The organism is Liquorilactobacillus sicerae (assembly GCF_029916425.1).
GTDB lineage: Bacteria > Bacillota > Bacilli > Lactobacillales > Lactobacillaceae > Liquorilactobacillus > Liquorilactobacillus sicerae.
This window is the reverse complement of the sequence record NZ_JAHAVQ010000004.1, coordinates 150,945-169,545: the sequence shown is the minus strand read 5'-3', so window position 1 is coordinate 169,545 and position 18,601 is coordinate 150,945. Positions and strand designations below refer to the sequence as shown.

Sequence of the window (18,601 nt, the reverse complement as noted above, 5' to 3'; positions counted from 1 at the left end):
TTCGTGGTACCACCCAAATTTAAGAACAATTAGGAATTGTTCTCCTCAAGTATTGAGTAACGACAATAAACCGGTCAGCTTACTAACTTCAGTCTGACTTTTATCGCAGATGATAGACAACTTAAAGTTGAAGTTCGACCTCTCACCATCAGTCGATTCTCTGTGCTTACTTTAAGTTATTCGTGTTCTGCTACAAGATTAATTATCACTTTTTTGTTTTGTTTCATGCGCTGTAAAATGCTGTCCTGGGTCATCATCATCTTCTTCTGGAAGAATAACCACCGTTTTTTTAGGAGCTTCATCACTGTTTGACACTGATTTTACTTCTTTTGCTGTTTGTTTGTCAAGGTCTGCATCACGTTGAATAATCTTTTGAATTGCTTCATAATCAGTGGTATCGCCTTGACGCAGGATGTCATCCCACTCATTACTCTTAACGATTTCCAACTGTGACTCAAGCATAACTTGTAATTTTTGGCGGAAAATCCGAGCTTGTTTTTTCAAATCATCCGTCTCAAAAATTAACTTCTTTGCTTTCTGGGATGCCTGTTCAATTATCTCATGCGATTTTTCATTTGCCTCAGAAATAATATCGGCAGCTTCCTTTTGCGCTTCACGCTTAGTGATTTCAGCATCTCGTTGTGAACTTGACTTAACTTTGTCTGCAGCCTCTTGAGCGACAATAATTGATTGATTGAGTGAATCTTTTAAATCATTGAAGTACTTTAGTTTTTCCAGATTTTGTTTCAACTCTTCAGTCAAGCGACTGTTTTCCTTTAGATTAAATTCATAATCCTTAATAATTTGATCCAAAAAATCATTAACTTCATCCTGATCATAACCACGCAACTTAACACGAAATTCTTTATTGTGAATATCCAATGGGGTTAATGCCATGCCCCAACACCTCCATTATGTATTATTTTTTAAAATTAAAACTTCAACTTGTAATCGGCCCTTTTTAGAGATGCGACCAAGGTCAGCTAATTGGAATCTGCCAAACCCTCTTACCGAAACAACATCCTTGATTTTCAAGTCCAGGTCTGGTTGTTCAACTAACATCCAGTTTAAATGAACTCTTTTTGCTCCGAGCAACTGTTTACAACGTGCTCGTGAAAAATGGCAAACACTAGCAACTAAATTATCGATTCGCAATGAAGTGACTGAAAAAGAAGCTTTTTCCCACTCAACTTTTGGTTGAAGCAACTCCGCAAATGAAACTTCTTCAAGCTGAACTTTAATTTTCCCGATCCGCTCAATTTCCTGTTTTAAAAACTCAGCAACTGGTTCTTCAATAATAATTTGCCACCGAACCCCATCGGTGACAATATCGCCAATTGCTGAGCGTTTTAGGCCACTAGCCAATAAGGTTCCTAAAATCTGACGATGTTCAAGTTGAGCAAATTTTATCGGATACTTAATTTCCAACAATGTCAGCTGATAATCAGCTTGTTGAGGGGCAAAATACTCAGGATAAAAGATGCCCCGTTTTCGCTCGGCTTGTTTAAATAGACCATTAGAACAAAATCTGACTGATCTCTTCTGACCAAGCAAAGAAGCGATGATGACGCGTTCCCTTGGATTTAAAAAATGAGTCAAAATTGGCCGATATTCCAGTTCAGACTGATTGATCAAATCATTAAATTCAGCAATCAGTGGAGCTTCATCTGATCTAAAATGTTGGTAGATAGACATATTATGCACGCTTAATCGAACCTCTATTAACCTAATCCAAAAATCAAAGTTAAAACTAAATCTAATCCATTCTGAATAAACTGCAAAGCAATCAGTGCAATGATCGGTGAAAAGCCGATGCCCCCGATTGGCGGAATAATTCGCTCAAAGAAGTTCAAATATGGGTCACATAATCTGCCTAAAAAGTCACCGAACTTGCTCTGCTGGGCCCCCGGAAACCAAGACATTAACACATAAACAACAATTGCTAGCGAGTAAAGTTCAAATAAGCGATTAATAATCGTTAAAATAAGCACCTGTCCACTCCTCACTAAAAGTTATCGTGATCTAATTTATCTTCTAAGTCTCCCTCAACCACATAACCATGAGGAGTACATAAGAAAATTTGATCACCGATTCGCTGAATCTCACCGCCAATTGCAAAAACCGTCCCTGTTAAGAAATCAACTACCCGATGAGCTTGAGCATCATCCATCCGTTGAAAATTGATCACAACAGCTTGACCATGTAAAAGTTTAGTTGCAATTGTCTTAACATCAGAATAAATTCTTGGTTCAAATAATGCAATCTTTTTTTCAACCAAACCACCATTTTTTTCTCTATTTTCTCTAAAAGGAACAACATTTTGTCCCTGGTAATTAACACTGTCCTGATTTTCGCCTTCTGATTCCTCATAGTCGTCTTCAATTCCAAAAAAACGACTTAATTTATTACCAAAAGCCATTTTGATCACCTCAGATCATTATCAAAATCTAAAAATTACTTACGGCGATGACGGAAAAATGGTGGCTTATTTAAATCATTATCGTTACTATTATCATCTTTTTCTTGATCGGCATTCATTTTGAAAACGTCAAATTTCTTTTTTTCGACGTTTTCAAAGTCGACACGTCTTCCCTCGCCTTGGCCTCTTTCAGAAAACTCACGGCGTAAATCCCAATCTTGTAAAGGATCCTCCTTGGAACTTTGCGTCGTCTCGGATTGTTGTTTACTTTCTGAACTATTGTCATGCTGATCTAAATCGTAATTCGAATGCCGTTTAATTTGTCGTTCTTTTTTCTTCTTGTCAATTCCGGTTGCAATAACTGTTACAATCACACTGTCTTCAAGATCATTATTGATTGAAGTCCCAAAAATTATATTAACATCACTTGTTGCTGCTTGAGCAACTACATCTGAAGCATCCTGAGCTTCAAACAAGCTTAGGTCCGGACCACCACTGATATTTAACAAAACCTGTTCAGCTCCATCAATTGAAACCTCCAGCAACGGTGAAGAAATTGCTTTCTTTGTTGCTTCAACTGCCCGATTTTCGCCATTAGCAGTCCCGATTCCCATCAAAGCTGAACCCTGGTTTTCCATAACCGTTTTAACATCGGCAAAATCCAAATTAACGTAGCCTGGAGACGTTATCAAATCAGAAATTCCTTGCACGCCTTGACGCAAAACGTTATCAGCTTCTTTAAAAGCATCCATAATTGGGGTCTTCTTATCAACAATTTCTAATAAGCGATTATTAGCAATAATAACTAAGGTGTCAACATGCTCCTTCAACTGAGTAACTCCCTCGGCTGCATAGCGTGCACGCTTAGGGCCCTCAAAACTAAAGGGACGAGTTACAACACCAACTGTTAGTGCTCCTTGCTCCTTAGCAATTTTAGCAATAATTGGAGCCGCGCCCGTTCCAGTTCCACCACCCATTCCAGCGGTTACAAAGATCATGTCGGCTCCTTTTAAAGCCTCCGCAATTGCTTCTTCACTTTCTTGAGCTGCCTTGCTGCCAATTTCAGGATTTGACCCGGCACCTAAACCACGAGTTAATTTAGGCCCCAATTGAATCTTAGTTTCAGCATTCGAACCCTTTAAAGCTTGAACATCAGTGTTGGCAGTGATAAACTCTACACCCTTAACTTCATCAGCTATCATCCGATTGACTGCATTCCCGCCAGCACCGCCGACACCAATCACTTTAATTTTTGCACCAGTATTTTCATTTGTATCGAGTGAAAATTCCATGCTTTTTACCTCCATCATCAGTTGTTAATCAAAAAAATTACTGAAAAAGTTCTTGATCCCATCAAATCTATTTCCGCTTTTTTCTTTCTTATTTTTTGTTTCACCACTAGATTGCCTGTTAGCTTGGTTATCTTGAGCTTCAATACCAGGTAGTTCAGCAATTGGTACAAACTGTTTGAAATCAGGAAAAACTGCCATCTTAGCAATTTTTTCGATTTCACTCAAATGACAGCCAAATTCAACCTGACCAATCACTTGGGAAAATGAGGGATGTCTCAATCCCATTTGTTGCGGAATGAACAGTCGAACATTTGTAGCAAAGATTTCAGCAGCTAATTCCTTAACTCCAGGCAAAGCAGCCTGACCACCAGTGATAATCACCCCTCCCGGAAGTTTTAAAGCAGAGATATCATCTAAAACTTGCTTAAGTCGATCAAAGATTTGAGTTAATCTTGCTTCAATAATCTCAGCCAAGTATTCACTGCTAATTTCAACTGGTTCAGCCTGACCAACAACTTCAACAGGAAATTTTTCATCTTGGGGAGCCAGTGTACTATCCGCATAACCATAATTTCTTTTTATCTTCTCTGCATTAGCTACCGAAGTATTCAAAACAATTGAAATATCCTTCGTAACAAATTGTCCTCCTTCCTGGTCAACATATGTATACTTCAACTTATGATCATGAATAACTGCTACTGTCGTTTGTCCACCACCAAGATCGATCAAAATAGAACCAAAATCCTGTTCACCATCACTTAAAGCTGCATTCGCCAAAGCAAGTGGTGCAACAACAACACCACTTGGCTGCAAACCAGCCCTTTCAACACAGCGTAAGGTATTATGAAGAATTGTTTTCGGCCCGGTATAAACGACTCCTTTCATTTCCAGACGAATACCAACCATCCCGCGCGGATCTTTAATGCCGTCAAAACCATCAACAATAAATTCATCTGGAATTACATCGACAACCTCACGTTCTGGTGGCAGCTGTTGTGTCAAAGCCGCTTTGGTAACCCGAATAACATCATCTTCATTGATTTCTTTGGCCGATCCATCATGATTGCTAACAGCTACCATTCCATTGCAAGGTTCGATCTCCAACAAATTAGCTGGCAATCCAACTTGGACTTTTTTAATTTCTAAATTTGCTTTCTCTTCAGCTTGAGCAACAGCCCTTTTGATAGCTTGCACTGCACGATCGATATCGACAACGACCCCTCGATTAAGCCCATCAGCTAGCTCATTACCAACGCCAATAATATTTATCTGGTTTTTTAGATATTCAGCAACAATAACTTTGATCGAAGTTGTCCCAATATCTAGTCCGACAAAGATTCCAGATTTTTCCATCAATTGAGCCTCCTTCTCTCAAATCTTAATCAGTTTCAGGCTAAAATTATTTTTAATGCTTATGTAATAATTTTACCACACCACTAACTATTAATACACGCTTAAGGTTGCAAGAAATTCGCGATTTGCAAAAAATTTATTGAAGCGGATAAGAATAAGCTCCGACTTGCAGATCAATCATTATTTTTTGGCTTGAACTTGCCTTAAATTGCGGATAATATCGCATTTTAGCTGCCAAAGTCTTAATTGTAGCAAGGACTTGATTTCCATCATTCATATATAAATGGACCCTTTGCGGATCATTTTTGGTTGGTGCTGCATGAATTTCAGAAATGGCTCGAACAATTTTAGGTGAAAGTGCCTCAATCTGTTGAGTAATCTGTCGGCAAAGTAATCTTTTTTTAAAATTAAAATAAATTGGAACGTCACTGACTGGATTCTGATGACTGATTTTTGAAATCTTGCCGTTTGTCTCTATTCGATAAAAAAGATTATTTTTTGAAACATATCCTAAATTCCGTTTTTCAATTATTTTTAATTTCACTTGCTTAGTTGAATACGAAAAGCTAACCTTTTTTATTTCTGAGGCTTGATTTTTAATCTTTGCCTGAATCTGATTTTGCCTTAAAAGAACTCCAATCTGTAATTGTTGCGGCTTGATCCCACTTAATTTAATAATTTGTTTTGCAGTATGCTGATTATCTGACGAAACTTCAATTGATTTGACTTTGCTGATTGGCAAAATAAAATATAGCGCTGCTAACAGTAACATACCAAAAACGAGCAGATTTTCAATTAAAGCTTTTCTGAGCCTTTTTCTGCGCTGGGCTACGAGGCTTGGGAGTTTATCACCAATTCGTTGTTTTTTAAAAAAACTCAAGTGTGGATGCTTTTGCTGTTGGCGTTTTCTTTGAGCTGTTTCCCACGGAGTCAGGGGCAAATCTGTTTGAACTTTCATTTTGTTTTTTTTCGAGCTCATCATCACCCCTCCTCGTAATTATTTGCCGATCAGCTTTTGCAAACAGTTGAAAACCCGGGTCGCCGCATCCGGAACTCCGGCTTGTTTAGCATTTTTAGCCATTTTAGACCTTAAGTCAGGGTCGTTCATCAGTTTATCAATCACTTTAGCCAATACTTGGCCATTTAGTTCACTTTCTTTGATCATTTCAGCTGCTTGGACGTTGACCAGACTTTGGGCGTTGTGTGTTTGATGATCATGCGTGACATACGGGCTGGGAATTAAAACTGAAGGAATTCCTAAAGCTGTGATCTCAGCTAAACTGGTTGCTCCAGCCCGTCCAACAATACAACTGATCTCCGGTAAAATTGCCGGCATATTAGCAATATAAGGCTTAATCACAACATTAGCTGGAATCTCCTTAACTAGGGATTTAACCTTTTCAAAATGAACGCTGCCAGTAACAAACAAAACTTGATATTTTTTATCTGCCAAAAATTTTAAGGCTTCCAAAGTTGATTCGTTGATCCGCCGTGCTCCTCGAGAACCACCAAAAATCAAAATTGTCGGTTTAGCTGGGTTTAGTCCCAGAGCTTGTATTTGGTTAGCCGCTTTAATTCCCATTACTTGTTGAGCCCGCGGATTTCCGGTAAAAACGATTTTATTTTTAGGAAACTCTTTAGCTGCTTCTGGAAAACAAATTCCTACCTGATCAACAAAATGACTCAAAAACTTGTTAGTAATGCCAGCAATGCTATTTTGTTCGTGAATAAATGTTGGAATTTTCATTCGTGACGCCGCATAAACAACCGCCCCACAAACATAGCCGCCTGTTCCAACGACCACATCTGGTTTAAACTCGCGGATAATCTGTTTTGCTCGTTGCGTACTTTTCAAAAATAAATAGACTGTTTTAAAATTTTCAAACGAAAGCGATCGTTTAAAGCCCTGGATCCTGATCGTTTGAAAATCTATCCCAGCTGCTGGTACAATCTTATTTTCCAAGCCACGATGGGTTCCAATGTATAAAACAGCCGAGTCAGGCTCTTGCTTTTTGACTTCCTCGATCAATGCCAAAGCCGGGTAGACATGGCCACCTGTCCCTCCACCTGATATCAACAAACGCATCTTAACTCTCCTCCTGATTTTTCTTTAAATTCGCAACAGCTTGAATAAATAAGTCTCCCCTTACTTCACACCTTGGATACTGATCCCAACTAGCGCAAGCAGGTGAAAGCAAGACAACATCTCCAGGTTGGCTTTGTTGATAAGCCTTAGGAACTGCTTCGACAACCGATTTAGCAAATTCAATTTGCTTAACACCAGCTTTCTTACCCATTTCAGCCATTGCCTGAGCAGTCTGCCCCATGCAGATCAGACCCCGAAGCTTCTTAAAATACGGCAATAAGCTTTCAAAACTAAATCCACGATCTAGTCCACCAGCAACCAAAACAATCGGCTGTTGGAAGCTTTCCAAGGCTCGCTGACAAGCTTCAATATTAGTTGCTTCTGTGTCATTATAAAATCGTCGCTGTTTGATAGTTTCAACATATTGCATTCGATGCCGCACACCGCCAAAAGTTCTCAGCACCTGACAGATTGCCGCATTGCTTTTGCCCATCAATTTAGCAACTGCAATTGCTGCTAAAGCATTCTCAATGTTTTGAACTCCAGCCAATTTAATGTCGGCCAGCTTAATAATTCGTTCACCACGAAAATATAGATAATTTCCTTTTTGATAAGCTCCAGTTCTGATTTCTTGCTTCCGAGAAAAAGGAACGATTTGAGCTTGAGAACGCTGACTAAGCTGCTGCCATTCTGCTGAATCCCAGTTGATCACCAAGTAGTCAGCCGATGTTTGATTCATTGTAATTCGCATTTTAGCATTGACATAATTATTCCGGTCCCCATGATAATCCAGATGTGCCTCATAAATATTGGTAATTACCGCAATTTTGGGATGTAATTTACTGATTCCAAGTAATTGAAAGCTAGAAAGTTCCGTGACCAGTACATCATCTTTAGTTGCTGTTTGAGCTACTTGACTAGCTGGAATGCCAATATTACCTGCTGCATAAGCTTTCCCTTTTAAACGTTGTTCATCAAGCATCAGCGTCGTCAAAGTAGTCGTCGTGGTTTTCCCATTAGTACCAGTAATTGCAACCATGGGCGCAGTTGATATTTCATAGGCAAGTTCTGGTTCCGTAATAATCGGTAATTGATTCTTTAAAGCTGCTTTAACTAACGGATTGGTATAAGGGATCCCCGGATTCTTAACCATTAAATCATTTTGTTTGGCCAACTCTAGCGGATGGCTACCAGTGATAACCTTGATTCCCAAAGCTGTTAGTTCAGAAACTATCTTAGGATTCTTAGGTGCCCTTAAATCATTAACCGTTACTTCAGCTCCCAATTTATGCAATAAACGTGCCGCATTTAACCCACTTTGTCCTAAACCTAGCACTAGGACTTTTTTATTTTGATAAGTTGAAATTGCCTTCATAATTAAAACTCTTCTCTTTTTTAATTTTAAATAATTGCCAATAGTGCTGTAACACCAGTTATTAAGCCAATTGACCAAAAAGTTAAATCGATGCGCCATTCACTCCACCCCAGCAATTCAAAATGATGGTGGATTGGGCTCATCTTAAAAATTCGTTTGCCAGTTAACTTAAATGAAGCTACTTGTAAAATAACACTTGCAGTTTCAATGACAAAAATCAAACCAATCCAAAGCAAAGATGCTTCATGACCAACTAAAATCGAAACAGCTGCCAAAGCTCCGCCTAAAGCCAATGATCCCATATCACCCATAAAGATCCTAGCGGGCTTATGATTAAAGATAAAGAAACCTAACAATGAACCAATTACAACCAAGCAAAATAGTAAAACATCTGTTTGATGCTGAAAAGCTGCAATGGCTGCATAAGTTGCAAAAGCAATCGTTGCCTGACCAGCGACTAAACCGTCAATACCATCAGTTAAATTGACTGCATTGGAAAATCCGACTAACCAAAAAACTGCAAATAAGATAAACCAACCACCAATGTTAAAAACTTGGCCAAACAAATGCAAGCCTAAAATCAAATGTTCATGATAGTAAACTGCTAAAAAAATTAACGCCCCAAGGACTTGACCTAAAAATTTTTGCCAGGCTTTCAGTCCTTCATTTTGCTTTTTCCATAGTTTGATCGAATCATCCCAGAAACCAAGCATGCCATAAAGAAATAAAATGAACACTAAAATCAACAGCTGAGAAGTCAACTGATTTCCAATTGCTGCCACGATCAGACTGACAATTAAAATAACCGAGTTAAAAATCAGCCCTCCCATTGTCGGCGTCCCCGATTTTTTTTGATGCCATTTTGGACCCTCTTCACGTATCATTTGTCCTTGTTTTTTTCGATGTGCGTAATTGATAAACTGCGGTAATAAAATCACAGTTGCCCCAAAACTTAAAATCACTGAAATAATACCTTCTAAAACTGTCATTTACCAGCCTGCTCCTTTAACCATAATGCCTTAGTTGCTTCTTCAACATCATCAAAATGTCGTTTTTGCTTGCCAATAATTTGGTAATCTTCGTGACCTTTGCCAGCAATTAATACCAGATCTCCCGGTTGAGCCTGCTTAATGGCGTAATTAATTGCCTGCCGGCGATCAACAAAAGTTGGAACTTTGATTCCAGCTGGAACACCACTTAACATTGCGTTGATAATTTTTTGAGGATCTTCAGAACGTGGATTATCTGAAGTAAAAATTGGAAAATCACTAAATTCTGCGGCGATTTTGCCCATTTTCGGACGTTTGCCATGATCGCGATCACCGCCGCAACCAACAACACAAAAGACGTGCTTCTTAGCAACTTCCGCTAAAGTCTTGAGAGCTTGATATAGGCCGTCTGGCGTATGAGAGTAATCAACAACTGCACTTATCTCCGTCGGTGAACTGACCAGTTGCATCCGACCACGAACACCTTTGAAGCCATCCAGTGCTGTGATGATATCTTCTGCAGATAATCCTGAAGCATAGGTAGCCGCAAAAGCAGCCAAAACATTATAGACGTTGAACATACCGATCATTTGTGTATGCAGTTGATAAACTTGATCAAAAACATGCAATTCAAAATCCGTGCCACGACTATGGGCTTTGATTTTTTTTGCTCTGATCATAGCTGATTCTTTAATTCCATACGTTAACACCTGTGCTGCAGTTACTTGTTCAAAATGCTTACCGACTGGATCATCAATATTTAACACCGCCACTTTAGAATCACCATTAAATGCATAACGATTTCCTAATTGCGAAAAAAGTAAACTTTTAGCGTGTTCATAGTTCTCCATGGTTTTGTGATAATCTAAATGATCACGTGTCAAATTAGTAAACACTGCGACATCAAAATCAATTCCCCAAACACGACCTTGAATCAAAGCGATTGATGAAACTTCCATTGCAACGTCCGAAACACCACGTTCAACCATTTTACTTAAAGTTCGTTGTAAGGTAATGATGTCAGGCGTTGTGTTTTTAGTTGGCAATACTTCATCACCAATTTTGCGATACATTGTTCCAATTAAACCAGTCTTACGCTGCTGTGCCCGAAAGATTGCTTCAATCAAATGCGTAACAGTTGTTTTACCGTTCGTTCCGGTCACTCCAACAATATGCAGTGCTTGACTTGCACCACCATAAAAACGACTGCTCAAAATTGCCATCGCCCGTTTGGTATCATTGACATAAACTACCGGAACCTCAGTCACGTTGACTTCTTCTTGTGCAACAATCATCTTTGCACCAGCTTTTAGCGCTTGTTGAACGAATACATGACCATCAAATTGAGCTCCTTTAACTGCCACAAAGACACTATTTTCAACAACTTCGCGCGTATCTTGAGTTAATAGGGATACGGTAAAATCCTCAAAATTACTTGGAATTATTTTTTTAAATTTTAGACATTCGATTAGTTTGCTTGCCTGCATTTTATCACCAGATTTTATTTTAATTTGACTATTAGTTCTTTTTGTCCCGTCAAAGCTTGATTAGCTGTGATACTTTGACTGACTACATACCCAGAGCCAGTATACTTCACCTTCAAGTTTAACAGTTTCGCTAAAGCTGAAACATCATTCCGCGACCAGCCAGTCAAATCCGGCATTGTTTTAGTGCCGGTTGTTAATAAGATGATTCTTTCACCACTAAGCAGCGTGTTGCCAGCTGCCACAGATTGTCGTCTAACTTTGCTGCCATTGCCGATCACTGTCACTTGTAATCCAGAACTTTCCAAATTTTTCTTGGCTGTCGCTAAACTTTTATCAGTCCAATTTTTAAGTTTGACTTGCTGACTGGTTTGACTAGTACTTTCTGCAGATTGTTGTAAAGCTCGCTGCATCATTGGATTAAAAATGGTTGCCAACATTTGTCCTGACGTACCGTTACTGAAAGTTGTCGGCTGTTTCATTGTAACATATAGAATATATTTTGGATTATTAGCTGGTGCAACTCCGACGACCGAGAAGATATAGTTAGTCTCACCAGTTAAATAACCAGAACCCTGAGTTTTACTGATTTGAGCTGTTCCAGTTTTAACACCAATCTGATAGCCATTGATTTTGAAAGCTGAACCAGTTCCATTTTCATTATAAACTACATCCTGCATTAAACTCAAAACCTGATTAGCAGTTTGACTACTGATTGGCTGACCGACTTTCTTCGTCTTTGCCTGATAAATGACCTTTTGATTGTTTGGATCAACAATTTTTTTCACCAGATATGGTTTAACCATTGTGCCATGATTTGCAATTGCCGAAAAACCTTGCATCATTTGCAAAGCAGTCACATTGATTGCTTGACCAAAAGCTGTATTAGCTTGCTCAATCGGATATTTATACTCAATACTGCCAGCAACTTCATTTGGCATTTTTGAACCCGTCTTTTTTAAGAATCCAAATTTGTGAATATAACTCAACCAAGTTTTAGCCCCCATTTGTTGTTCTAAGTACGCCATTCCAACATTTGAAGAGCGAATAAAAGCATCTTGATAGGTAATATACCCCCAACCGCTGCGATTCCAATCATAAACACTTTTCCCATCAATTTGGAGCGAACCAGATTTAAAAGTCGCATTAGCATTAAAATTACCACTGTTAATCGCCGCTGCGACTGTAAAAATTTTCATGGTTGATCCTGGTTCGTAACTATCTTCAACTAAAATATTCCGCCAAATCTTAGTTAAACCATTTTTTGTCTGCGCATTAAAAGTTGGTCGTTGACTAGCAGCCAAAATTTCACCGGTTTTAGCTTTCATTAAAATGGCCGTCATTTCTTGAGGATGATAACGCTTCTGTGCTTGGGTCATTAATGTTTCTAAATAAGTTTGTAATCGTGTATCAATGGTTGTATAAACATTATCGCCATTTTTAGCTGCACGAGCTTTAACTTTAGAGCCTGGGATTGGCGTTCCTTTAGTATCCTTTTCAACCTTACGAACACCATTTCTACCAGCTAGTTCATGATTAAGGGCTTGTTCAAGTCCCATCACTCCAACTAATTTTCCATTTTGATTCTCTGCTAAGCCAATGATGTGTGAGGCAAACACCCCATTTGGATACAGTCGAGCAGTCGTCGATTTAAAATAGATTCCCGTAATATGAGCTGCTTGAATTTTTTGCTTAGTTTCTAGTGAAATATTTTTACCAGCATTACCCAATTCAACTTGATAAACATCTTTATTAACGGGATCAAGTAATTTTCTGACATTTTGATAACTGATACCTAAATTCTTGCTTAAAACTTTAGCTGCTTTCGATTTATCCTTTTCAGCCAAGTACTTACGTTTACCGAAGGCAACTGCTGATTTTGAAAGAACCACGTAGATCTTATAAGTTGAAGTATCTTCGGCAATCGGCTGGTCATTATTATCATAAATCGTTCCCCTTTGAGCTTTGATCTCAGTTTTACTGGCATATAGCTGAGCAACTTTCTGCTTAAGATCGACGCGATCAATTGAATGAAAAATTGCGATATAAAAAAAACGGCCAATAAACACAGTGAAAATTATTGCCGCAATGAAAAAAATAATTATCCCATAAATTTTGCGGTTTTTTTGGTGTTTTAGCTGCTTTTTCTTTTTATTCATTTAGAAACATTCCTTATATTGCTGTCATTCATCGATAATCCATACTTTTTGGCTAGCTCCAATAAACGATCTCGACTCGAGAGAGTACTGATTTCTTGTTTAGTATTAATATTTTGATTATGTACTGCCGTAATTTTTTGATTGATATTCTGAAGGGTATACTGTGCTCTAGTATAATTAACCTGACTGGCAATCACCTCAATCGTCATTGCCATTAAAATCACGCTTCCTATTAAAAAACTCAAAATTTCTGCTTTAGAAACTGAAACTCGCCGTGGAACCACTGAATGTTGCTTGAGTGGTTCTTTATGTATCTGCGGTTCTGCTGGCATTATGGACTTTCTCTTTGGTGCTGCACTGCCTGCCATATAATCACATCCTTTAAAAAATTATTCACCTTGACTAACTCGTTCAATAATTCTTAGCTTAGCTGAATGAGCACGATGATTCTGTTGCAGCTCTTCAATTGACGGTTCAATCGGCTTACGCGTAATCAGCTTAAAATGTGGCTGCATTTCTGAAGGAATTACTGGTAAGCCCGGTGGTAATTCAGGTAATGAGCTTTTTTCTTTGAACATGGTTTTAACTAAACGATCTTCTAAGGATTGGAAAGTTATGACACAAACTCGACCATGTACTTTCAGCAAAGATAAAGCCTGAGTTAATGAATCTTCAAGTGCCCCTAATTCATCATTAACAGCAATTCTGATTGCTTGGAAAACTCTTTTAGCCGGATGTCCACCAGTTCTCCGGGCACGTGCCGGAATTGCTTCTTTAATTACTTCAACTAATTCGCCTGTCGTTTCAATTACTTTTTTAGTTCGTTCTTTTTCAATGTGTCTGGCAATTGATTTGGCATATTTTTCCTCACCGTAGCGCCAAAAAATCCTAACTAGCTTTTCATATGACCATTCATTAACGACTACTTTGGCATTTAAACTTTGAGTCTGATCCATTCGCATATCCAATGGAGCATCAAAACGATAACTAAAACCGCGCTGAGCATCATCAAATTGTGGTGAAGAAACTCCTAAATCATATAAAATCCCATCAACCTGCGTAACATTTTTTTGTTTAAGCTGTTCGGCTAGTTCCCGAAAGTTGCTCTTGATCAGAGTTACTGGATATTCATGAAAACGATCACGATTATAATCAATTGCTGTTTGATCTTGATCAAAAGCATACAGATGACCATTTGCTTCCAGCTGCTGTGCAATCAAATGACTATGTCCTCCACCGCCTAAGGTGCAGTCAACATAAGTTCCAGCTGGTTTGACTTGCAAACCACTAACAGCAGCCTGCAGCATTACTGTTTGATGTTTAAATGTTTCTGTCACTTCTGCACCTCTTTATAAACCAAAATCGATCATGTTTTCAGCAATGCTATCAAAGTTTTCTTCAGCTTTTTGACTAAAATCATTCCAGCGATCTTCGGACCAAATTTCAAAGCGATTTGAAACTCCAACAACCACACATTTTTTTTCTAATTCAGCATGATCTCTTAAAGCTTTAGGAATAATAATCCGTCCCTGGCGATCAAATTCACATTCGGTAGCTGCCGAATAAAAAAAGCGAACAAAAGCTCTTGCATCACGTTTAGTTAGTGGAAGCTGCTGCATTTTTTTTTCAAGGAGTTGCCACTGATCATTCGGATAGCCAAATAAACAGCCGTCCATCCCGCGTGTTAAAACGAATTGATCGCTCAACTGTTCGCGAAACTTTGCTGGAATGATCATTCGCCCTTTGGTATCAAGCGTGTGATGATACTCTCCCATCAGCATGCAGCTCACCCCCAAATAATGATTACAAATTGATACTACCACAATCCACCACTATCAACCACTATTTTACCACTAGATTTTAAAAATCTACAAAAAAAATACCCTGCTAACCAAAGCAAGGTATTTAATACTAACTAATTAACTAAAATTTTTCAAAATTGTCAAAACAATTAATACGATATACGTACTGACTGCTAATAGCTCGATCAAGCGCCAATAAAAACGCCAAAATTTAGTTTGAATGATCTCTCCTTTGACCAACGCCAGTCCAAATGTCAATCCAATTCCCAAAACTGCTGCTGCAAATAAGAAATATGGCAAAAGTGAAATCTTTAAAAATTGCAACGATAACACTTGAATCACCAAAATTAAATAGATCAATAGAAAATCTAGATAATGAAATTTTTGTTTCCACTTGGCTGGCAGACAATGCTTAATTAAAAACAAACTCAGCCAGCAAACAATGAGTCCTACTAACTGATAGGGCCAAATAAAAATCTTTAGCATTGACGATCACTCAAAAATGCGTCATGCAAAGCATTAACTGCAACTGGCAGATCTGATTGTTTAACTAAAACCCAGATAGTTGTATAACTATCGGTTGTCTGCAAAATTTTGATGTTTTTTCCATTTAAAGCCGCCACGATTTGAGCTGTTATTCCTGGCGTTCCCATAATGCCGGCACCAACAATTGAAACTTTAGCACAATTTTCGATGATTTCAGCAGCTACTTGTTTTTCTTGCAGCAATTTCTTGGCTTTCTGACTTTCCTTTGCATCCAAGTTAAAGACAAACTTTTCTGGCAGAATATTAATAAAGTCAATACTTAAATGATTGTCAGCCAGCAGTTTAAAAATCGTTTGTGGATCATATTTTTCAGTTGTAACACTAAACTGTGTTAGCCCAACCTGGTGGGCAATTCCAGTAACTGTGCGATAGTGACGAATTGATAAATCACGGTCAGAAACTAAGGTACCTAATTCATCGACACCATCCCAAGTCGATCTGATTCGCAACGGCAAATGAGCCTGTTGAGCTACTTCTACCGCTCGTGGATGAATAACTTTAGCTCCTTCATGCGCCATATTGGCAACTTCCTCATAGCTGACATTCTTTAAAAATTTGGCTTTTTTAACTAAACGTGGGTCAGCTGTCATCATTCCGGAAACATCCGTGAAAATATCGACCCGCTTAGCCGAAAGAGCTGCTCCAAGCAAAGCTGCTGATGTATCACTGCCGCCGCGTCCTAAAGTAGTATAATGTCCTTCCCGTGAAAGGCCTTGAAAGCCAGCTACTACGACCACATCTTGTGATTTAAAGCATTTTAAAATCTCGTCAGTTTTAATATCTAAGACCTTAGCATTTTGATATTCGTTGTTTGTTCTAAAACCAGCATCCGGTCCAGTTAAGGCTGTTGCACTAAAGCCGTTTTCTTTTAACATTTCGGTAAAAACTGCTGCTGAAATAATCTCACCAACCGAGACTAACATATCAAGTTCCCGTGCTGACAGTAAAGAATTATTACTTCCAACCAAGTTCAACAATGAATCAGTAGCATAAGGAGCCCCCTTACGGCCAATTGCTGAAACAACAACTGCCACTTTGTATCCCTTCGAAACAGCATACTTAACATGTGTCATTGCTTTTTTTCTAGCCTGATCATCTTGAACCGATGTACCACCGAATTTTTGTACCATAATTTCCATCAGTAACTAATCCCCCGTCTCTTGCTAAAATCAAGTTTTAAATGGCTTTTACTACGAAAATGATAAATCGTTCATAGTTTACGTGAAATATGAACTTTTTTCAAGTTTTCCTGAATAAAATTAAGATTCCAAACCAATTTGACAACTCTCGAGCTGAAAAGGTATAGTTAAATTATAAATGCTGATTTAAAGGATGAACGCTAAAATGAAAAAGAAGAAACTTAGTCGCTTTGAAAAAATTACTCGTGCAGTTATTTGGATCATGCTGATCGTTACTGTTGGGACTGTCTTTATCACTGCAATTTTTTCGGTAATTGGCTATTAAAATTACAGGCTATTTAAAAAAGACGAAACGCAAATAATTGCGTTTCGTCTTTTTCTATTCATCGATTTCGACGTATTTTTTGATTTCTTCGATCCAATGACGTGTATTAGCAGTATTAGCTACATTTCCATTGATCAATTGATTGACATAAGGCTTAGACAGTCCAAAATGTTCGGCTATCTCAGTTTGTGAAGACGGCTTAATTCCTAATCTTTTATTCCTTTTCAAGCAAAGAACTACCGCATCAGCAAATTCAAACGACATTCAACTTCACTCCTCATCGTCTAATATGTTAACTAATAAATTTGACGAAAATAAAAGTAATATTATATTATAAAGTATGTTTTAAATGTTCTGATTACTTTATTTCTATAAGTTTACTAAATTTTACATCTTAAATTATACTAACTAATAAGTTAGAAATCAAGAGTCTTTCTAACTTATTAGTTAAATTAAGAAGATAGGAGTTACCTATGATCGTTGAACGCATCAAAGAATTAGCTAAACAGCGACACCTGTCTGTTTATCAAGTTGAAGATCAATTATCTCTTGGTCACAACACGATTTATCAGTGGAATCATCGCCAGCCTTCAATTCTCAGAGTTCAAAAAGTGGCTGACTTTTTTGATGTTTCCGTTGACTTCCTTTTAGGAAGAACAGATGATCTTAAACCAAGTGTTGATCTGACAGAAAATCAGGATGTTATTTTCACCTATGAAGGGAAAAAAATTTCTGAGCAACAATTAGAGCTGATTAAGTCTATTTTGCGAAATAATAATTAAAAACCTATTTTGGAGATAAAGATTGAATCAAGTTCAGCTTTCCTTGCTTAAGATTGCTCAGCAGCAGCAAATCACCGTAATTTGGTCAGATCAGCTAGCCAATGATACACCACCCCTGGCTTTGATCAAAAAAAGAGTTATCATTATGAATTTAAATTGGTCACCAAAAACAGAGTTAACCTTCCAATTAGCTCATGAATTAGCGCATTTTTTTAATAATGAACCTTATTATGACGAGTTATACCAAACTGGTAAAACTAATTTATTGCAAATTGAAGCGCAAACCAATAAGTGTGCTATTAAATTATTATTGCCTTTTTATCTAGATGATCTTGGTCCAACTAAAGTGAATGCTTGGGGTTTCATTGAACAGTTTGGCATCCCGACCCGTTGTCTCGACCTAGTTCAAGAAGTTTTACATGATTTGCAAAATTGATTCTAAAAAAGAGTTCCAAAAAGCTTGACCAGCTTTTGGAACTCTTTCTTTTAGTTACGGCGTTTTTCTGGAATACGTGCTGCTTTACCATGTAAACTTCTTAAGTAATAAAGTTTAGCCCGACGAACACGTCCATGACGAATAACTTCAATTTTATCTACTCGTGGTGAATGCAGCGGAAAAGTTCTTTCAACACCTACACCACTACTGATTTTACGTACTGTATATGTCTCGCTAATTCCTTGTCCGCGGCGCTTGATCACAACGCCTTCAAATAACTGGACCCTTTCACGACTGCCCTCAACAATTCGTGCATAAACCCGAACTGTATCTCCAGCACGAAAGTCTGGAATATCACTTCTCAATTGTGATGCTGTAATCTTTTGAATCAATGAATTCATCTTTTTTCTTCCT

Annotated in this window: 22 protein-coding genes; 3 read left to right on the top strand and 19 right to left on the bottom strand. The window is 38.1% G+C overall.

Translation table 11 applies throughout. The features are described 5' to 3' along the window. Positions 1-198: 198 nt before the first annotated feature. From KH893_RS04250 to dapG, 17 genes are all read right to left on the bottom strand, one after another. Positions 199-897 (bottom strand): DivIVA domain-containing protein, encoded by a 699-nt coding sequence (locus KH893_RS04250; RefSeq protein WP_281164898.1) that lies wholly within the window; start codon positions 895-897, stop codon positions 199-201. Positions 898-912: 15 nt separating this feature from the next. Next, positions 913-1,695, bottom strand: a complete 783-nt coding sequence (locus KH893_RS04245) for a YlmH family RNA-binding protein (protein WP_281164937.1) — start codon at positions 1,693-1,695, stop codon at positions 913-915. 26 nt (positions 1,696-1,721) lie between these two features. Further along, positions 1,722-1,991: a YggT family protein gene (locus KH893_RS04240; RefSeq protein ID WP_281164897.1), complete on the bottom strand. Its 270-nt coding sequence runs from the start codon at positions 1,989-1,991 to the stop codon at positions 1,722-1,724. Between the two features lie 14 nt (positions 1,992-2,005). Further along, positions 2,006-2,419 carry a cell division protein SepF gene (locus tag KH893_RS04235; RefSeq protein ID WP_281164896.1) on the bottom strand — a complete coding sequence of 138 codons (414 nt, stop codon included), beginning with the start codon at positions 2,417-2,419 and terminating at the stop codon, positions 2,006-2,008. Positions 2,420-2,454: 35 nt separating this feature from the next. Next, positions 2,455-3,711: a cell division protein FtsZ gene (gene ftsZ / locus KH893_RS04230; protein WP_281164895.1), complete on the bottom strand. Its 1,257-nt coding sequence runs from the start codon at positions 3,709-3,711 to the stop codon at positions 2,455-2,457. A gap of 24 nt (positions 3,712-3,735) precedes the next feature. Continuing rightward, positions 3,736-5,064 (bottom strand): cell division protein FtsA, encoded by a 1,329-nt coding sequence (ftsA, locus tag KH893_RS04225; RefSeq protein ID WP_281164894.1) that lies wholly within the window; start codon positions 5,062-5,064, stop codon positions 3,736-3,738. 136 nt (positions 5,065-5,200) lie between these two features. Continuing rightward, the gene (locus KH893_RS04220) at positions 5,201-6,043 is read right to left on the bottom strand and encodes a cell division protein FtsQ/DivIB (RefSeq protein WP_281164893.1); all 843 of its coding nucleotides are present in this window, start codon (positions 6,041-6,043) and stop codon (positions 5,201-5,203) included. Positions 6,044-6,061: 18 nt separating this feature from the next. After that, complete coding sequence (gene murG, locus KH893_RS04215; protein WP_281164892.1) at positions 6,062-7,150, bottom strand: undecaprenyldiphospho-muramoylpentapeptide beta-N-acetylglucosaminyltransferase; 1,089 nt, start codon at positions 7,148-7,150, stop codon at positions 6,062-6,064. Between the two features lies 1 nt (position 7,151). After that, entirely contained in the window at positions 7,152-8,624 is a 1,473-nt protein-coding gene (gene murD / locus KH893_RS04210; RefSeq protein ID WP_281164891.1) for a UDP-N-acetylmuramoyl-L-alanine--D-glutamate ligase, read from the bottom strand. After that, the gene (gene mraY / locus KH893_RS04205; RefSeq protein WP_281164890.1) at positions 8,552-9,514 is read right to left on the bottom strand and encodes a phospho-N-acetylmuramoyl-pentapeptide-transferase; all 963 of its coding nucleotides are present in this window, start codon (positions 9,512-9,514) and stop codon (positions 8,552-8,554) included. Before mraY ends, murD begins: the two co-directional genes overlap by 73 nt. Continuing rightward, complete coding sequence (locus KH893_RS04200) at positions 9,511-11,001, bottom strand: UDP-N-acetylmuramoyl-L-alanyl-D-glutamate--2,6-diaminopimelate ligase (RefSeq protein WP_281164889.1); 1,491 nt, start codon at positions 10,999-11,001, stop codon at positions 9,511-9,513. Before KH893_RS04200 ends, mraY begins: the two co-directional genes overlap by 4 nt. Positions 11,002-11,015: 14 nt before the next feature. Beyond that, positions 11,016-13,157, bottom strand: coding sequence for a penicillin-binding transpeptidase domain-containing protein (locus KH893_RS04195; protein WP_281164888.1), 2,142 nt, complete (start codon positions 13,155-13,157; stop codon positions 11,016-11,018). Next, positions 13,154-13,525 (bottom strand): cell division protein FtsL, encoded by a 372-nt coding sequence (gene ftsL / locus KH893_RS04190; RefSeq protein ID WP_281164887.1) that lies wholly within the window; start codon positions 13,523-13,525, stop codon positions 13,154-13,156. The genes KH893_RS04195 and ftsL overlap by 4 nt, the downstream gene beginning before the upstream one ends. Positions 13,526-13,546: 21 nt before the next feature. After that, on the bottom strand, positions 13,547-14,494 hold the full coding sequence (rsmH, locus tag KH893_RS04185; RefSeq protein WP_281164886.1) for a 16S rRNA (cytosine(1402)-N(4))-methyltransferase RsmH: 948 nt from the start codon (positions 14,492-14,494) through the stop codon (positions 13,547-13,549). Between the two features lie 12 nt (positions 14,495-14,506). Next, complete coding sequence (gene mraZ / locus KH893_RS04180) at positions 14,507-14,938, bottom strand: division/cell wall cluster transcriptional repressor MraZ (RefSeq protein WP_281164885.1); 432 nt, start codon at positions 14,936-14,938, stop codon at positions 14,507-14,509. Between the two features lie 138 nt (positions 14,939-15,076). Beyond that, on the bottom strand, positions 15,077-15,445 hold the full coding sequence (locus tag KH893_RS04175; protein WP_281164884.1) for a DUF3397 family protein: 369 nt from the start codon (positions 15,443-15,445) through the stop codon (positions 15,077-15,079). Then, positions 15,439-16,644 (bottom strand): aspartate kinase, encoded by a 1,206-nt coding sequence (gene dapG / locus KH893_RS04170; protein WP_281164883.1) that lies wholly within the window; start codon positions 16,642-16,644, stop codon positions 15,439-15,441. The genes KH893_RS04175 and dapG overlap by 7 nt, the downstream gene beginning before the upstream one ends. Positions 16,645-16,849: 205 nt before the next feature. Between dapG and KH893_RS04165 the strand changes: the two genes are divergently transcribed. After that, entirely contained in the window at positions 16,850-16,969 is a 120-nt protein-coding gene (locus KH893_RS04165; RefSeq protein WP_010580166.1) for a DUF4044 domain-containing protein, read from the top strand. 54 nt (positions 16,970-17,023) lie between these two features. Here the strand turns inward: KH893_RS04165 and KH893_RS04160 are convergent, their stop codons facing one another. Further along, on the bottom strand, positions 17,024-17,233 hold the full coding sequence (locus tag KH893_RS04160) for an XRE family transcriptional regulator (protein ID WP_281164881.1): 210 nt from the start codon (positions 17,231-17,233) through the stop codon (positions 17,024-17,026). 209 nt (positions 17,234-17,442) lie between these two features. On the opposite strand from KH893_RS04160, the gene KH893_RS04155 reads away from it, so the two are divergent. Together KH893_RS04155 and KH893_RS04150 are read left to right on the top strand one after the other, a co-directional pair. Then, the gene (locus tag KH893_RS04155; RefSeq protein WP_281164880.1) at positions 17,443-17,751 is read left to right on the top strand and encodes a helix-turn-helix domain-containing protein; all 309 of its coding nucleotides are present in this window, start codon (positions 17,443-17,445) and stop codon (positions 17,749-17,751) included. A 22-nt stretch (positions 17,752-17,773) separates the two neighbouring features. Beyond that, complete coding sequence (locus tag KH893_RS04150) at positions 17,774-18,187, top strand: ImmA/IrrE family metallo-endopeptidase (RefSeq protein WP_281164879.1); 414 nt, start codon at positions 17,774-17,776, stop codon at positions 18,185-18,187. A gap of 50 nt (positions 18,188-18,237) precedes the next feature. On the opposite strand, the gene rplS is transcribed toward KH893_RS04150, so the two are convergent. Beyond that, positions 18,238-18,588, bottom strand: a complete 351-nt coding sequence (gene rplS, locus KH893_RS04145; RefSeq protein ID WP_281164878.1) for a 50S ribosomal protein L19 — start codon at positions 18,586-18,588, stop codon at positions 18,238-18,240. Between the last annotated feature and the right edge of the window lie 13 nt (positions 18,589-18,601).

Bases quoted from the DNA above. Each gene is read 5' to 3' on its own strand.
- KH893_RS04220 (WP_281164893.1), bottom strand. From the start codon at position 6,043: ATGAGCTCGAAAAAAAACAAAATGAAAGTTCAAACAGATTTGCCCCTG.
- KH893_RS04235 (WP_281164896.1), bottom strand. From the start codon at position 2,419: ATGGCTTTTGGTAATAAATTAAGTCGTTTTTTTGGAATTGAAGACGAC.
- mraY (WP_281164890.1), bottom strand. From the start codon at position 9,514: ATGACAGTTTTAGAAGGTATTATTTCAGTGATTTTAAGTTTTGGGGCA.
- KH893_RS04160 (WP_281164881.1), bottom strand. From the start codon at position 17,233: ATGTCGTTTGAATTTGCTGATGCGGTAGTTCTTTGCTTGAAAAGGAAT.
- rplS (WP_281164878.1), bottom strand. From the start codon at position 18,588: ATGAATTCATTGATTCAAAAGATTACAGCATCACAATTGAGAAGTGAT.
- ftsL (WP_281164887.1), bottom strand. From the start codon at position 13,525: ATGGCAGGCAGTGCAGCACCAAAGAGAAAGTCCATAATGCCAGCAGAA.
- KH893_RS04195 (WP_281164888.1), bottom strand. From the start codon at position 13,157: ATGAATAAAAAGAAAAAGCAGCTAAAACACCAAAAAAACCGCAAAATT.
- murG (WP_281164892.1), bottom strand. From the start codon at position 7,150: ATGCGTTTGTTGATATCAGGTGGAGGGACAGGTGGCCATGTCTACCCG.
- KH893_RS04175 (WP_281164884.1), bottom strand. From the start codon at position 15,445: ATGCTAAAGATTTTTATTTGGCCCTATCAGTTAGTAGGACTCATTGTT.
- KH893_RS04155 (WP_281164880.1), top strand. From the start codon at position 17,443: ATGATCGTTGAACGCATCAAAGAATTAGCTAAACAGCGACACCTGTCT.
- dapG (WP_281164883.1), bottom strand. From the start codon at position 16,644: ATGGAAATTATGGTACAAAAATTCGGTGGTACATCGGTTCAAGATGAT.
- ftsZ (WP_281164895.1), bottom strand. From the start codon at position 3,711: ATGGAATTTTCACTCGATACAAATGAAAATACTGGTGCAAAAATTAAA.
- KH893_RS04250 (WP_281164898.1), bottom strand. From the start codon at position 897: ATGGCATTAACCCCATTGGATATTCACAATAAAGAATTTCGTGTTAAG.
- KH893_RS04165 (WP_010580166.1), top strand. From the start codon at position 16,850: ATGAAAAAGAAGAAACTTAGTCGCTTTGAAAAAATTACTCGTGCAGTT.
- KH893_RS04245 (WP_281164937.1), bottom strand. From the start codon at position 1,695: ATGTCTATCTACCAACATTTTAGATCAGATGAAGCTCCACTGATTGCT.
- murD (WP_281164891.1), bottom strand. From the start codon at position 8,624: ATGGCGCATCGATTTAACTTTTTGGTCAATTGGCTTAATAACTGGTGT.
- mraZ (WP_281164885.1), bottom strand. From the start codon at position 14,938: ATGCTGATGGGAGAGTATCATCACACGCTTGATACCAAAGGGCGAATG.
- ftsA (WP_281164894.1), bottom strand. From the start codon at position 5,064: ATGGAAAAATCTGGAATCTTTGTCGGACTAGATATTGGGACAACTTCG.
- KH893_RS04200 (WP_281164889.1), bottom strand. From the start codon at position 11,001: ATGCAGGCAAGCAAACTAATCGAATGTCTAAAATTTAAAAAAATAATT.